We start from the raw sequence: 13,780 nt of genomic DNA, 5'->3' as shown, positions 1-13,780 counted from the left end.
CTGAAGGCCCATCGGATAGCAAGGGCGGACTTCCCTGCTAGAAAGCCGCCCCTGCCTATATCACTCTATTAAAATACCTGCTCTTTAATATGCGTCTCGTTGAAGCGCGGCGGATTAAACCAGTTGCCGCTCTGTGCCCAGGTCGGGTCAAGAGGGATCCAGCGCTTCTCTTCGCTCAAGTAGACTTCATTCCATGCGTGCGGACCATAACCGCCTTGTCCGTTATATCCCCTGCCGGTAACCACTCTGACCTTAAGATCCTGGGACCTCGCCATCATGGCATACAACCGGGCGTAATCAATGCATACTCCTAACCTCGTATCGTAGGTATCCTGCGGCGTCTGCTCTTTCCATATCCGCTGCTCTTCATACAGCGTCACTTTGTCGTGGTCATATGCGATCCGGCTGCCTACCCAATCATAAAGCTTTCGCGCTTTCTCTTCATCGGTTGACGCCCCCTTCACGACATGGGCAGCCGTCTGCTCGATGCCCTCGGGGATTTGATGGTCGATGACCTCGTACTTTCGCTGAATGATCCCATTCAATTCTTCCTGAACCGACTGGGTAAACACCGGCAGCTTTTCCTTAACGAGAGAACCCGACAAAGGCTCGATCACAGCCCGCGCCCCCTGCTGATAAACCGGAGAAGCTTCAACGTACCGGCTGAAGCCGTGATCAGGATTCAGACTGACGAAGATGAATAAGATAGCAATCACAATAATGCTCCGCGCTGCGCCCATGACGACGCCGATTCCGGCACCGGTCAGCCGGCTCAGCAGCGATGCCGAGGTTTCTTTTTTGGTTCCGAAGAGTCCCAGCCCGCCTCCCATGATCAGGGAAACCAGCAGCCGCAGCATAAACACGATAACGGCATAACTCAGCATAAACAGGACCGCAAACCGAAGCAGCGGGAAATCCGCCAGCGATTTTACGGCCGTATAATAAATCTGCTCCCAGAAGCGCAGCTCCCGATTCGGTAAACCGGAGACCGTGCCCAGCCAATCGCCTGCCTTAGGCGACAGCCATAATGTAAAAGGAACGGAGATCGCAAGCCCGACCAGGCGAAGCACCGCGTCCCCCAGAAAAAAAACAAGCTTCCCGGCTGAGCGGGAGGCTCCGCGACTCCATCCCTGAATGAGTGAAAAAGCCACAATCAGCAGCAGCAAGATGGTGATTCCGTTCCCATCCAGCACACTTTCCTTCCATGCCGACATCAAACGGTATCCCCTCCTATCCCATGATGTCTTGTCAACGGACGTAAGCTTGATCGCATCAAGAACATGCTGCCAGCTTACATCCGCATCCGATTGCGTTCGTCATTTGTTGTTATTTCGATGCCGAATTGCTCTTGGCATCATCGATAAAGCTCTGAATCGTATCGTTGATGTCCCACTTCCCTACCGAAACACCGCGGAAGGTGACTTCCACCTCTTTCGAACCGGCGCTTCCTTTCAACTCGAGATTAGGCGCTTTAATGGAGTACGTACCGTCTCCATTCGAAGTATATTGTGCTTCCTTCGCTTCCTTCATCATCATGTTCAGCGCTTCTTTTTTTATCGTATCCACCGTCTCTTCCTTGACCGTGGTTACAACCTCGCCGATTTTGTCCAGGGAAATTCCGCTGTACACCAGCAATCCCCCGATGATGAGCACGGCAAGTGCCCACTTAATGACGGTTCTCACCACGTTCAGCACGATAAACAAGATGATTAAGGCAATGGCGATGACCAGCCAATTTTGTTTAAGAAATTCAATCCAGACCTGAGTATCCAATTCGTTTTCACTCCCGTCAATCGTTTCAAAAGCGGCGGTTTATGGCCGTCTTGTTAATTATACATGATACCCCGCAAAGCTGTCAGCCAACCGGGTCTTTTCACAAAAAGGTCTAAGCTTGACCTTTCGTACGTACAAGTAGTAGTACCATATCAACTTTAGCCGGATAGGAGGGTGCCATATTGAAAACCGCTTTATGGCTCTATATGTTTTTGTTTCTGGCGTTTTTTGATTTGCATGCTCAGTATCCTGTACTGACGCCTTTTGCCATTTCACTTGGAGCAGCCCCTACATTTATCGGCTGGATGATGGGCATTTATGCTCTAACCCATCTGCCCGGCAACCTGCTTGCGGGCAGTCTGATCGATCGTCACGGCAGCAGACGCTACATTATTTTCAGCCTAACCGCCGCCGGTATCATTCTGCTTCTTCAGGCCCATGTCCAATTGCCCTGGCAGCTGCTCGTGCTCCGCTCGATCAGCGGCTTCGTGCTGGCCTTTCTGTCACCGGCCTGCCTGGCGCTGCTGGCGTCGCTCTCCCGGGATCCCGTTACGCAGGGCAAATATATGTCCGGTCATGGCGTGATCCACACCCTTGCCTCTGTCTTGTCGCCGGCTGCAGGAGCTTTCATCGTCGCCAATGCGGGATTTTCCGGCACATTCCAGAGTCTCGGCTGGCTTTTGATTTTCACGGGCTTGATGGCGTTTCTCAGTCTCCCGAAGCCGATGTCGGCCGCTGCTAAACATATGGATCAGCAGGCTGAACCGATCAATAACGAGAAGCCGGCACGGCTTCCGTTTAGCTTGCGCTTATATTTGATTCCTTTTGCGATCGCTTGCTCTCAGGGAATCCTGTTCTTTGAAATACCGCTTCGGGAAAGCGGGCTGGCAAGCATTATGTCCACCGGGCTTCTCTTCTCCGTCATTAGCCTTGGAGCCCTGGTCACGCTAAGCATGCTGTTCCTCAACCGTTATGCGCCTCATATCAGGGTAACCATCGGCGTATTCGGGCTGGCCATATGCTTCTACGCCCTCGCGGCAGCAGACCATGTACCGATTATGATTATCCTGTTTACGCTCGGACTTGCCAAAGGCTTGCTATTCCCGGCTTTATCCTCTTTGTTCATTCAGCTCAGCGGCGGAGGCAGGCTTGGCAAAGTGTTCTCATTTCAGTCCATCGCCATGTCGCTGGGATCCTTTGTCGGCCCGATCGCGGCTGGACAGCTGCGCACGGTGGTATCCCCTTATTTTGTTGCGTTTCTCATGCTGATGACGGTTCTGCTGCTCCTACCCAAACGCAATCGTGAGGCACCTTTGACAGCCATCTCGCCCGAAACCCCAATCTCAACCGTCTGATGAATTTGTCCCAAGTTAAGAACAGCGCCCAAATCAACGCGGATGGGCCAATGCACAGTCCATATGGGTAAACCCACATAAGATACAGTGTGGCAAATGACCACGAACATTTAACCAAGGGGTGAAGTAATCATGAGTCATGTTCATCATAAACATTGCCATGGGGGCCATGGAAATTCCGTAGGAATGATTCTTGTATTGTACATTCTGCTCGTCATCATTCTGAGCTGTTTCTAACTAGAATACATGGATTTACCTTATTGCGGCCATCCACTGGATGGTCGTTTATTATGCCTCCTTTTGCATGATCGGCAGAAAACAAGTTACACTATACCTACATCATTCGACGGCAGATCAACATTTCCCGGGGAATGCTGCCAAGGATCTCCGTATCATGACAGAGGTGAAAAAAAGATGCCGATATTTCTCATTGTAGAGGGCAAGAACGACCGGAGCCGGCTGCGTCGGCTGCTGACTACGGATATAACCATCCTGTGCACTTTCGGAACGTTAAACACCGCCAAGCTTGAGAGTCTGCATAAACAGGTGAAGGATCAAGAGGTGTACCTTTTTATGGATAACGACAGCTCCGGCAAAAAAATTCGCGGGGCTCTGCGCGACGTCTTTCCTGATGCCGAACAAATCTATACCCGCCGGGGATATGCCGGCGTTGAAGGAACTCCCGACGAATACTTGATTGCCCAGCTGGAGAAGGCAGGGCTGGAGGAATTCATCATCTACCCGCCCCCTGACGTATTCTGATGAACTGCGTCTATTGTCAAGGATCACAAGAGCATCTTGAATGGCTTCAATTTTCGATATTTAAATAAAAAAGGCGTCCTCCATCTTTAACGATAGAGCGCGCCTTTTGGTTTTACCTGCAATTTATTCCTTAATCAAAGCCTTGATGTCCTTCACGATATCCTCGGTCTTCACTTCGGATGGATCCGCAGCATTATAGGTCTTCCGGATATTATTGTCCCGGTCCACCAAGGCAATGGAATTGCCATGCGTGAAATTCGTCGAGTTGTTGCCCAGCAGCGGAATTTTGAAAGACTCCTGCATCAGCTTCCGCGTTTCCTCCTGGTCTCCACGAAGGAAGTACCAGCCGCTGTAATCGGCATAGAACCGGTCTCCGAACTCCTTAATCTTCTCTTTCGTATCGGTCTCCGGATCAAAGGAGATGGACACAAAGTTAACTTCTTTACCGAATAAACCTTCTTGTTTCAAGTCCTCCTGGATCTGAGACAGAACCAGCGTCGTAATCGGGCACACATCCGGGCAGCTGGTGAAATAGAAATACATAAGCTTCACCTTGCCTTTGGTATCCTCCGACGTGATCGTTTTCCCATCTACATTCTCCATGGAATAGGCAGCAACCTCACGAACGATCGGAAACTTCTCCTTTCCGAATCCAAGCGAGTTGTATACCAGGTAGATGGCTGCTATTACGCATATAGCGAGCAGTACCCAAGTCCATTTGTAACGTTTGAATGCATTCATGACCTTCCCCGTTCTCCCTTCGTCTCAGGCAATCCCTGTTCTATCAGGTTTTGGTGTATCGCTAAAAGCCCAGCCACCTGTTAAAAGGTGGTATTGAGTATGAGAACGATCAGGCTCAAGGTCAAGTAGTTGATGGAGATAATGAATACTTTTTTGGACCAAGCTTCATCGTCCTTGGCACGGAAACCTTGGAGTGCGGCGTAGAGCCACCAAATAGCCAGAAGGAGTCCGATGACCAGAAAGAATATACCGGCATATCCGTAGGCGTACATCAGGATGGGAATCGGTATGAGAAGCACCAGGTAAGGAATCATCTGATACTTCGTGCGTTTAATTCCTTTGACAACCGGCAGCAAAGGGAATCCCGCTGCACGGTATTCTTCCACCCGGCGAATGCCCAGCGCCCAGAAATGCGGCGGCTGCCAGAGAAACAGCAGGGCGAAGAGCAGGACGGCTGCCATATCTACGCTTCCGGTCACGGCCACATAGCCGATTACCGGAGGCATGGCACCGGAGATCGCTCCGACCGACGTGCTCCATGTAGAAGAACGTTTAAGCCAGAGAGTGTACACCACAACGTAAACGAACATTCCGACGGCTCCGAATAGGCCTGCCAGCACGCCTGAGAACAGGAACAGCACGGCTAGTCCCACGACCCCCAGAATGACGGCATACCAAAGAACAACCTTGGGTGTCAAACGCCCGGTTGGAAGGGAGCGATTCCGGGTACGCTCCATCTTCATGTCGAGCTCCCGGTCGAAATAGTTATTGAAAACACAGGACGAAGCCATGACAAGCACAGTTCCGAGAAGTGTCATAATCATCAATCCAAATTGGATATCCCAACGCGATGCCAGCCAAAATCCGGCAAAAGCCGCTATCAAATTTGACCGGATGATTCCGGGTTTCGTCACCGTGATAAAATCTTTCCAAGTCCCCGCCTTATCGGGAGGTGCAGGCGCTGCCGAGGCCAGTGCTGCGGATTCTGAAGGAGCCTGGTATCTCAAGTGATTATCCACGTGTTAACGTTCCTCCTTGTATCTGTCGTTATGGAGGAAGTACTGCCTCCGCTATAAAGTTTATCATATCATTAGTAAAAAGTGTTTAGCAATCCTTCGGAATTCATTCCATCTATATGACAATTCAGTGACATTTGGAAGGGATATCACCTTGACGTTTCGCCGTTGTTTAAGGCACAATTTGTCTATGTAGCAGGATGCCTGTCGGGCCCCTGATATGAATACAAAGCCCGGAGCGCTGACATAGCGCTCCGGGCTTCCATACTCACGTTATGAGAGAGAGATTACAGCGTGCGGCCAGACCCCGAAAGAGCCTGTTCAGCTTGCTGTACCAAACGTTTAGTAATGTATCCGCCCAGGGATCCTGTTTCACGGGAAGTATAGTTACCATAGTAACCGTCCTGAGGAATCGTTACGCCTAGTTCTTGAGCAGCCTCGAGTTTCAAACGTTGTAATGCTGCAGTAGCTTGAGGTACAACCAAATTGTTGCTGCGACGTGCCATATTAAAAATCTCCCTTCACTGAATGTCTGTTATTCCAGTGCAAGCTTGCAAACTTATTATGGCTCCTTCTTGCAACGTTATACGTATTTTAAAAATTTTAATCTTTGGAGGTTTTTTTCATAATGAGTAAAGGCTTATCCCTATGGTTTGCGGTCTCTTCCATCGTCCTGTTGACCGCCTCCGCCATATCCATCAGCTACAACGGATTTCTGGCCGTCGGTCTCGCGCTGCTCTCCATCCTCAACATAGGCTGGGGATTCATTATTAAATCCAAGCGCAAGCCTTCCTAGAAGACCCTAATTTATTTTGGGGCCAGAAATCCCATCTTGTCCTTCACGCCATCGAGTATTTGGGCAGCGGTCTTCTGCGCCTGCTCGGCTCCTTTGGCGAGAATGTCATGAATTTCACCGGTTTGGCGAATTTCGTGGTATCTGTTCTGAAGCGGCTCCAGAGCGGCTACGACAACTTCGCCAAGCTCCTTCTTGAATGCCCCGTACATCTTTCCTTCGAAACGAGACTGCACTTCCTGCAAAGACACCCCAGCACACTCCGAATAGATGCTCATCAGATTGCTCACCTCAGGCTTAGCGGAAGGATCATACACCACTTCGGCTCCGGAGTCGGTTGTAGCCCGGCTGATTTTCTTGCGAATTTGATCCGGCGTATCCAGCATCGCGATATAACTGCCCTCAACCGGATTGCTCTTGCTCATCTTTTTGGAAGCGTCGTCCAGCGACATGATGCGCGCACCGACTTCAGGGATGAACGGCTCCGGAATATTGAAATACGGACCGAACCGATGATTGAAGCGTGCAGCCAAATCGCGCGTGATTTCCAGATGCTGCTTCTGGTCGTCTCCCACCGGCACAAGATTTGCATTATACAGCAAAATGTCTGCGGCCATGAGCGCAGGATAAACGAACAAGCCGGCCCCAACCGATTCCTTGCCTTCCGATTTGTCCTTGAACTGGGTCATCCGTTCCAACTCGCCCATATTCACCAGGGTGGTCATGATCCATCCCAGCTCGGCGTGTTGAGGAACATGGGACTGCAAAAAGATATTGGCGCGGTTCGGGTCGATTCCGGCGGCAACGTACAGGGCCGCGACCGATTCCGAGCGATCCCGCAGCGAGCTAGGCTCCTGCGGTACCGTTATTGCGTGCAGATCGACCACCATAAAATAACAGTCATGCTCGTTTTGCAGCTTCACAAAATTTTTAATGGCTCCGATGTAGTTGCCGAGCGTTAGATTACCGCTTGGCTGAATTCCCGATAATACGGTTTTCATGACTAGCCCTCCATTTATTTATATTGTCATTTAATCCAAGTCTGCCCCGTCCTGCGGGAGCATATAGGAACGCAAAAAAGCCTCACATCCGCAAGGGACGTGAGACCGTGGTGCCACCCTTATTCGCTGCAAGCATCATCCTACGCAGGCTGCAGCCTTCCATTCTTGTAACGGAGAATACCCGGCCGGCATATTAAGGAATAACAGCATTATCCCGTTCAGCCCGGCACTCGAAGGGCCATTCAGCAAAGCGGATCCGCCGGTTCGCATCAACCACCGGCTTTCTGAAGGATGGGCCGCACCTGCTTACTTGTCCTTGTCATCGTGTTTCAATCATAATGGATCACTATTACATGCAATGATAAAACTCTTGCTCTGCCTTGTCAATTCCAATTTGGAATCAAGATGTACGGGCCTATTTGAAGCATTTCTTTTACCCTTTCCGCAAAAATCTGTTATGATGTGGTTAATCGTCCAGACCATGATTTCTGTTAGTAAAGGAGCATCGATATGAATCAAGTGACCAAAGGCCAGTGGAATGGTTACGACACCTATATTTTAAACAGCGGCCGTCTTGAAGTGACTCTCCTTCCTCGTCTAGGTAATAACGTCATTGGGATTAAAGACAATGAAAACTCACGCGAAATCCTCCGAAAACCAGATGAAAGCGAGCTTGCATTCTATCTACAGAAGCCTTACCACTTCGGCATTCCGATGCTCATACCGCCAGGCCGGATTTCCAAGGGCCATTTCGAATATGGCGGAACGTCGTATCAATTTGACCAAAATACCGCGAACGACAATCATATCCACGGCCTCCACCGATCACAGGCTTGGTGTGTCAGCGACATAGAGGAGGAGGATGACGGCTGCGCCGTTTCGACCGAGTTCATCTCAACGGATGATCCGAAATGGATTGCCCAATTTCCTGTGCCGCTGAAGCTGGAGATGACCTTCCGTCTTCAGGGGACACGCTTAACGCAGAGCCTTCGCGTAACGAATCTTGGCGCTAGCCCCGTTCCGTTCGGCATGGGTTACCATACGTGGTTCCTGCTGGACGGCGAACCGCATCGCTGGACGCTGGATCTGCCAGTTGAAGGCATTTATACTTTGAATAACGAACTGATCCCGACCGGCGATCTTTCACCTCTCGGCCATTTGGAACAACTGAATTCGGGACTAAACCTGAAGGATGCCGACCTGGATACGATATTAAAGATCCCTGAGGGCAAACCTGCCGAGGCCTTGCTGAAGCGGGACGATGGTTACCAAATTCATTATTCGGCAGACCGTGCCTTCTTCAAGCATTGGGTGCTCTATACCAAAGGTGTTGCCGAGCAGTTCCTCTGCATCGAACCGTACACCTGGCTTCCTAACGCACCCAATTTGAATCTCCCGAACGAAGAAACCGGGCTGATTCATTTGGAACCGGGACAGACCGTGAATCTGACGACCAAGATCAGCATTCAGAATACGTCACCGGAGGCAGAGCAAGCATAAGACAGTGTCTCCATTGACACATAACATCCTCATATACTTAACTTTTCAGCAAGAGCAGCCCTTTGAATAACAAAGGGCTGCTTTTATTTGATCTATGAACAATGCCTACGGGTAATTTTACCAGCAGACGATCTGCCTCCTGCACGAATGAGATCCCTATCAATCAGGTCATAATATCCTCATACAACACCAAAGGAGGTGACATGACATGGCTCAAGGTCGTTCTTCTAACAATCTTGTCGTACCTCAAGCAACTGCAGCTCTTCAACAATTGAAGATGGAAGCTGCTCAAGAACTGGGCGTAACGATTCCACAAGACGGTTACTATGGAAACTATACTTCCCGTGAAACCGGTTCTTTGGGAGGTTACATCACCAAACGTCTGGTACAATTGGCTGAGCAGCAATTATCGGGTCGTTCGAACCTGTAATTAGCATCTCTTCCCTCCAGCCGTAAATAGAAAGAGGCGATCTTCTCCCCAAAGATCGCCTCTTTCGTTATATGTTCTATATAATAAATGATTTCAGGATTCCGAAGCAGCTTCGGCATATGTATTACGAGGGTACCGTATCATCAAGTTGGCCATGTTATAGTTGGATTCAAGCACAGCATCCACAACGACGATGCCTTGTCGTACCATAAATTCATAACTGATTTCGCCATGTGTCCAATGGCGTTTATGTTTCAGACTTTCAAGCGCCATCGAACGAAAAGAGAATTGTTGAGCCTCACTTAGCCCCTCCTCTTGCGGAGCTATGATCCCGTTACGCCCAGACAATGGATTATGCCGTATGCCAAATTTACCAATTACATTGTTTCGTATTTGTACAAAAACCGTCCCCGAGCTTAGACCTCCCAACTCTTCTTCCAGCTCTTTAAACACGATGTCCAGCTGCCTAGCCAGTGATAATTGATCTAGTTTTACCATCCCTTCTCCCCTCCTTTATTAGTAAATCTTCCCTATTATTAGGGCTTATGACTCATTATAGGGGATAGAAATCATTGGATCAACAATATTCAACACATTTAGGTATTTATTACTAAAATTGCACAAATATTTTAGTTTTCCGCTCCTTTATTGCGTCAACTTTCTTTCTTTTACGACAAAAAAAGAAGCCCCGAAGGAGCTTCTTTCGAATATGGGAGTAAATCTGCAGTCGGAGATCAAACGCCATAACAGGAACTGCATTTTTAACTGTTTTTTCGAGGATAACCAACAATTTATGCTAAATGCTCGGTCATTTGCAAGAACTGCTTAATATCGCTTACGCAGGAGTCCGCCGCGCTTTGCCAGAAGTCGCGCTGGGTCAGATCTACGTTCAGATGTTTCTTTGCCAGGTTCTCCACGGACATTACGCCTGTGTCTCGAAGCAAAGCATCATATTTGTCCGCAAAGGTCGGACCTTCTTCCAATGCCCGAACATAGAGGCCCGTACTGAACATATAACCGAAGGTATACGGGAAGTTATAGAACGGGGTGCCCGTGATATAGAAATGAAGCTTGGATGCCCAGAAATGCGGGTGGTACGATGTCAGGGCATCACAGTATGCTTCCTTCTGTGCCTCCACCATCAAATCGGAGATCTCCTCGCTGCTCAGCAGACCGTTCTTCCGCTTGTCATAGAAGCGGGTTTCGAACAAGAAACGTGCATGAATGTTCATAAAGAAGGCCACGCTGTTCTGAATTTTCTCTTCCAACAGAGCCAGCTTCTCCTCTTCGCTGCCTGCCCCCTTCACCATCGCATCAAAAACAATCATCTCGGCGAAGGTGGATGCCGTCTCGGCGACATTCATCGCATACTTTTGGTTAAGCACCGGAATTCCGCCCATCAGATGCTGATGATAGGCATGACCCAGCTCATGAGCCAGGGTCGAGACGTTCGAGGCCGTTCCGCCAAACGTCATGAAAATCCGCGTCTGGCCGCTTGCCGGGAAGGAGGTGCAGAAACCGCCAGGTCGCTTCCCGGGGCGGTCCTCGACCTCAATCCAACTCTTGTCGAACGCCATCTGCGAAAAATCAGCCAATCTCGGGCTAAACTTACGGAATTGCTCCACGATGTTAACAGCGGCATCGTCATACGAGATCTTGGTTGCCGAAGTACGGAGCGGAGCATCCACATCGGTCCAGGACAACCCGTCCAGACCGAGCAGCTTCGCTTTGCGGTTCAGGTACTCCACAAGCACCGACTTCGTATCCTGGATGACGGCCCACATCGTGTCCAACGTTTCGCGGCTCATCCGGCCGATCGCCAGCGGTTCTTTCAGGACATCGTTCCAGCCGCGGTTCTCGTACAGTTTCAAGCGGTAGCCGGATAGATGGTTCAAGGTATCCGCGCAGTAATCAGCGGAATCTCCCCAAGCCTTCTCCCACTTCTCAAACATGGATTGGCGCACTTCCCGGCGCGGATCATGCATTTTATTGAACGCTTGCCCTGCCGACAGCATGACCGTCTCTCCGTCTTCCTCATACGGAATTTGGATTTTCTTCACGATGGTGTCGTAGAACTCCCCCCATCCGTGATAACCGTCTACCCCCAGCGACAGAGCCAGGCTTTCCAGCTCGGGACTCATCTTATCCTTCGCGAGATTGCGGCTTTCGTTCAATACGAATTCCAGCTCGGACACCTTATCCGTACCGGTCCATGCGGTCCAGAGCTCATCGTTCATTCCGCGAAGCACGTTATCGAACTGGTTCTTCACCGACTGCAGGGCCGCGGACAGCGTAGTGACCCGCCCGGACAATTGAACCGCCTTCTTGTCATTCACGTTCTGTGCGGTCAGGCAGCCCACGAAGGCAGAAACCTCGCGGATCCTTGCATAGGCGCTCTGGAACTGCTCAAGGAAGCGCTCCAGACTGGACGCGCTCTCGATGGTCTCTGGAACAGCCAATGCCTTGACGTCTTGCTGAAGTTGATGTACATCCTGCTCCAAAGCCTCAATAAAGCTCCCGAGCTGCGGCGAGGAGGAGCCTCCTGGAAATATCGATTCCAAATCCCAAGTTTGTTGAAGTGCCATCGAACATTCATCACCTTTCGAGATAAAATATGAATTCAAACGGAATACCATTTGTGTGGACTTAGGGAAAAGTGTATAACTATATATAACTAAAATACTGTTTACCTCTTGATCAAACAAATTACTGCTGGAGGAGCTAGAAGCCATGAGACCTTTGCAAATTTCACCGGAGACGGCGGTTACACTGTCCAAGCAGCTGGGCGTTCCGCTGGAACAGCTGATGCATATGCCTCAGCATATATTAATGCAGAAGATTGCCGAGCTTGCCAAGAATGAGGAAGCGAAAGCAACCCCGAAAGACGATGAGTCCCATTCATCGAAGAACTCATGATTCCTTTTTCGAATACGTGGCCTTATGATGTCGTTGGCAACGACGTATATGTACACAGCTGCCCCTTCTGCGGGACCGACAATGTTTTGCTTCCCATGAAGCCTAAGGAGCTTGTAAGCGTTAGGGAAGGGAAAAAGAAGCTGCTCATCTTCCCCTGCTGCCACAACAAAGTTACCGTGCTGGACAGCGACATCGACTATTTGCTCACGGATCAGCGATTGCGCTGACTCTATCTTAAAGCGAGCCATTGCTGCAAATTGCAAATCAACAGCCTGCTGGCCCACCGTTCAGCGGGCTGTTTGCATTTAAGACTCCGCCGGAATCGCCGCGTTCTTCTGCTCCCGGATCTGTTCGGCTATCAGCTTCCACTGCTCTCTGGAGGCTCGGATCATGGCAGCATCCATGATCTTCTCGTCCTGGACCACTCTGGAGAACCACTGAACCGCCTCCTGGAACTGTCCCAGCCGGCGATGAATCTCTCCGATCAGGTACAGCAGACGGGCATCATTGGCCCCTACCCCTTCCAGCTCAAACACCCGGATATAAGATTCCAGGCTGTAGCTCAAAAAACGCTTCTCTTGATCCTCGTTGCCCTGATACCGGTACAGCCAAGCGATATGGTGCAGCAGGCTGGCCACGATGCGATCCCGCTCCCCGATCACCTGGGCGCAGAGGAGAGCCAGCTTGTACGACTCCAGAGCATCCTCCAGGTCGCGCGGACCGCCCATATCCCTCTTCTCCCAGCGGCATCCAACCTGTTCATAGAAGAGTGTCTTCTGCCGTTCATTCAATTTCAGGGTCGAGTTTTCCGTCGAAGCAAAACCGCATTCGGGGCAAATCCGCACCACGTAAAAATCGGGGTTCTCCGATTTGTAGTAAGCGCAGAAATCCGTATCCGTACGGTATGCCTTCTTAAAGCTCGGTCTCACCCTGGACGTTAAGTATTCATGCTCACAGTGCGCACAAACCACCTTGATGGAATACAAGGGTTCCAATTTCACGCCATTCGCCATCCCTTCATTCGCGTCTAATTCCTGTCCGTTTCTAGATCTAAGGCACTACGGAGTATTCACGAAATGGTGGGCGGGACCCGAAAGACGCTGCAGCACAAAACCACGTAAATCATCCTCCACGCCGATTTCGATTAAGGCTCCGGCCATGCAGCCAAGCCATTCTTCGGCATGACGGTCGGTTATCGGGAATTTCATGTGCCTGGCCCGCATCATCGGGTGTCCGAACGCTTCCGAGAACAAGGCCGGCCCTCCGAAAAACTGGCTCAAAAACATATATTGCTTCTCCATCACCGGCATGATATCTTCCGGAAACAATGGCGAAAGCAGCTCATTTTGCTGCACTCTCGGATAAAAAGCTTCGACGAGCGATCGTACACCCTCGGCACCCCCGAGGTTATCATAGATGCTTAAGTTCGGATTCATATCCGCTAATTCTCCCATCTGTTTATGATTCGCTTTCGATTGGATGTACCTGTCCAT

17 protein-coding genes and 1 other annotated feature are annotated in these 13,780 nt (G+C 50.2%); of the genes, 7 read left to right on the top strand and 10 right to left on the bottom strand.

Going from position 1 to position 13,780, the window contains the following annotated elements; all coding sequences use genetic code 11:
- Positions 1 to 68: 68 nt before the first annotated feature.
- Entirely contained in the window at positions 69 to 1,217 is a 1,149-nt protein-coding gene (locus RB298_RS23825; RefSeq protein WP_213579766.1) for a transglutaminase domain-containing protein, read from the bottom strand.
- Between the two features lie 109 nt (positions 1,218 to 1,326).
- Positions 1,327 to 1,773, bottom strand: a complete 447-nt coding sequence (locus tag RB298_RS23820) for a hypothetical protein (protein ID WP_009592905.1) — start codon at positions 1,771 to 1,773, stop codon at positions 1,327 to 1,329.
- A gap of 182 nt (positions 1,774 to 1,955) precedes the next feature.
- Between RB298_RS23820 and RB298_RS23815 the strand changes: the two genes are divergently transcribed.
- Positions 1,956 to 3,128: an MFS transporter gene (locus RB298_RS23815; protein ID WP_096776652.1), complete on the top strand. Its 1,173-nt coding sequence runs from the start codon at positions 1,956 to 1,958 to the stop codon at positions 3,126 to 3,128.
- Positions 3,129 to 3,542: 414 nt separating this feature from the next.
- Complete coding sequence (locus RB298_RS23810) at positions 3,543 to 3,890, top strand: toprim domain-containing protein (RefSeq protein WP_096776653.1); 348 nt, start codon at positions 3,543 to 3,545, stop codon at positions 3,888 to 3,890.
- A 123-nt stretch (positions 3,891 to 4,013) separates the two neighbouring features.
- Here the strand turns inward: RB298_RS23810 and RB298_RS23805 are convergent, their stop codons facing one another.
- The 3 genes from RB298_RS23805 to RB298_RS23795 all read right to left on the bottom strand — a co-directional run bounded on the left by RB298_RS23805 (position 4,014) and on the right by RB298_RS23795 (position 6,153).
- Positions 4,014 to 4,631, bottom strand: coding sequence for an SCO family protein (locus RB298_RS23805; RefSeq protein ID WP_192570587.1), 618 nt, complete (start codon positions 4,629 to 4,631; stop codon positions 4,014 to 4,016).
- An 80-nt stretch (positions 4,632 to 4,711) separates the two neighbouring features.
- Positions 4,712 to 5,650 carry a heme o synthase gene (cyoE, locus tag RB298_RS23800; protein WP_009592896.1) on the bottom strand — a complete coding sequence of 313 codons (939 nt, stop codon included), beginning with the start codon at positions 5,648 to 5,650 and terminating at the stop codon, positions 4,712 to 4,714.
- Between the two features lie 284 nt (positions 5,651 to 5,934).
- On the bottom strand, positions 5,935 to 6,153 hold the full coding sequence (locus RB298_RS23795) for an alpha/beta-type small acid-soluble spore protein (RefSeq protein ID WP_015737431.1): 219 nt from the start codon (positions 6,151 to 6,153) through the stop codon (positions 5,935 to 5,937).
- A 122-nt stretch (positions 6,154 to 6,275) separates the two neighbouring features.
- Here RB298_RS23795 and RB298_RS23790 point away from each other — a divergent pair, with 122 nt between their 5' ends.
- Positions 6,276 to 6,443, top strand: coding sequence for a hypothetical protein (locus tag RB298_RS23790; RefSeq protein ID WP_009592873.1), 168 nt, complete (start codon positions 6,276 to 6,278; stop codon positions 6,441 to 6,443).
- Positions 6,444 to 6,454: 11 nt separating this feature from the next.
- On the opposite strand, the gene trpS is transcribed toward RB298_RS23790, so the two are convergent.
- A complete protein-coding gene (trpS, locus tag RB298_RS23785) occupies positions 6,455 to 7,441 on the bottom strand; it encodes a tryptophan--tRNA ligase (protein ID WP_015737432.1) in 987 nt (328 codons plus the stop codon).
- Positions 7,442 to 7,531: 90 nt separating this feature from the next.
- Positions 7,532 to 7,773 (bottom strand) — a binding site (T-box leader).
- 178 nt (positions 7,774 to 7,951) lie between these two features.
- On the opposite strand from trpS, the gene RB298_RS23780 reads away from it, so the two are divergent.
- The gene (locus tag RB298_RS23780; RefSeq protein ID WP_486048882.1) at positions 7,952 to 8,941 is read left to right on the top strand and encodes an aldose epimerase family protein; all 990 of its coding nucleotides are present in this window, start codon (positions 7,952 to 7,954) and stop codon (positions 8,939 to 8,941) included.
- Positions 8,942 to 9,149: 208 nt separating this feature from the next.
- The gene (locus tag RB298_RS23775) at positions 9,150 to 9,371 is read left to right on the top strand and encodes an alpha/beta-type small acid-soluble spore protein (RefSeq protein WP_006212633.1); all 222 of its coding nucleotides are present in this window, start codon (positions 9,150 to 9,152) and stop codon (positions 9,369 to 9,371) included.
- A gap of 93 nt (positions 9,372 to 9,464) precedes the next feature.
- On the opposite strand, the gene RB298_RS23770 is transcribed toward RB298_RS23775, so the two are convergent.
- Positions 9,465 to 9,869 (bottom strand): hypothetical protein, encoded by a 405-nt coding sequence (locus RB298_RS23770; protein ID WP_009591435.1) that lies wholly within the window; start codon positions 9,867 to 9,869, stop codon positions 9,465 to 9,467.
- Positions 9,870 to 10,162: 293 nt separating this feature from the next.
- Positions 10,163 to 11,956: a M3 family oligoendopeptidase gene (locus RB298_RS23765; RefSeq protein ID WP_213579769.1), complete on the bottom strand. Its 1,794-nt coding sequence runs from the start codon at positions 11,954 to 11,956 to the stop codon at positions 10,163 to 10,165.
- 145 nt (positions 11,957 to 12,101) lie between these two features.
- On the opposite strand from RB298_RS23765, the gene RB298_RS23760 reads away from it, so the two are divergent.
- Positions 12,102 to 12,287 carry a YycC family protein gene (locus RB298_RS23760; protein WP_486048879.1) on the top strand — a complete coding sequence of 62 codons (186 nt, stop codon included), beginning with the start codon at positions 12,102 to 12,104 and terminating at the stop codon, positions 12,285 to 12,287.
- Positions 12,284 to 12,514, top strand: a complete 231-nt coding sequence (locus RB298_RS23755; protein WP_009591425.1) for a hypothetical protein — start codon at positions 12,284 to 12,286, stop codon at positions 12,512 to 12,514. The genes RB298_RS23760 and RB298_RS23755 overlap by 4 nt, the downstream gene beginning before the upstream one ends.
- A 78-nt stretch (positions 12,515 to 12,592) precedes the next feature.
- On the opposite strand, the gene RB298_RS23750 is transcribed toward RB298_RS23755, so the two are convergent.
- Together RB298_RS23750 and RB298_RS23745 are read right to left on the bottom strand one after the other, a co-directional pair.
- On the bottom strand, positions 12,593 to 13,288 hold the full coding sequence (locus tag RB298_RS23750; RefSeq protein WP_277747041.1) for a DUF2225 domain-containing protein: 696 nt from the start codon (positions 13,286 to 13,288) through the stop codon (positions 12,593 to 12,595).
- A gap of 57 nt (positions 13,289 to 13,345) precedes the next feature.
- Positions 13,346 to 13,723, bottom strand: coding sequence for a globin domain-containing protein (locus RB298_RS23745; protein ID WP_486048876.1), 378 nt, complete (start codon positions 13,721 to 13,723; stop codon positions 13,346 to 13,348).
- Between the last annotated feature and the right edge of the window lie 57 nt (positions 13,724 to 13,780).

The sequence above is a fragment of the Priestia sp. BR_2 genome (assembly GCF_041954005.1).
In the GTDB taxonomy this organism is placed as follows: domain Bacteria; phylum Bacillota; class Bacilli; order Paenibacillales; family Paenibacillaceae; genus Paenibacillus_AQ; species Paenibacillus_AQ lautus_A.
This window is presented reverse-complemented; position numbering and strand designations above follow the sequence as displayed.

Bases quoted from the DNA above. Each gene is read 5' to 3' on its own strand.
- RB298_RS23810 (WP_096776653.1), top strand. From the start codon at position 3,543: ATGCCGATATTTCTCATTGTAGAGGGCAAGAACGACCGGAGCCGGCTG.
- RB298_RS23805 (WP_192570587.1), bottom strand. From the start codon at position 4,631: ATGAATGCATTCAAACGTTACAAATGGACTTGGGTACTGCTCGCTATA.
- RB298_RS23795 (WP_015737431.1), bottom strand. From the start codon at position 6,153: ATGGCACGTCGCAGCAACAATTTGGTTGTACCTCAAGCTACTGCAGCA.
- RB298_RS23790 (WP_009592873.1), top strand. From the start codon at position 6,276: ATGAGTAAAGGCTTATCCCTATGGTTTGCGGTCTCTTCCATCGTCCTG.
- trpS (WP_015737432.1), bottom strand. From the start codon at position 7,441: ATGAAAACCGTATTATCGGGAATTCAGCCAAGCGGTAATCTAACGCTC.
- RB298_RS23780 (WP_486048882.1), top strand. From the start codon at position 7,952: ATGAATCAAGTGACCAAAGGCCAGTGGAATGGTTACGACACCTATATT.
- RB298_RS23775 (WP_006212633.1), top strand. From the start codon at position 9,150: ATGGCTCAAGGTCGTTCTTCTAACAATCTTGTCGTACCTCAAGCAACT.
- RB298_RS23770 (WP_009591435.1), bottom strand. From the start codon at position 9,869: ATGGTAAAACTAGATCAATTATCACTGGCTAGGCAGCTGGACATCGTG.
- RB298_RS23765 (WP_213579769.1), bottom strand. From the start codon at position 11,956: ATGGCACTTCAACAAACTTGGGATTTGGAATCGATATTTCCAGGAGGC.
- RB298_RS23760 (WP_486048879.1), top strand. From the start codon at position 12,102: ATGAGACCTTTGCAAATTTCACCGGAGACGGCGGTTACACTGTCCAAG.
- RB298_RS23755 (WP_009591425.1), top strand. From the start codon at position 12,284: ATGATTCCTTTTTCGAATACGTGGCCTTATGATGTCGTTGGCAACGAC.
- RB298_RS23745 (WP_486048876.1), bottom strand. From the start codon at position 13,723: ATGAATCCGAACTTAAGCATCTATGATAACCTCGGGGGTGCCGAGGGT.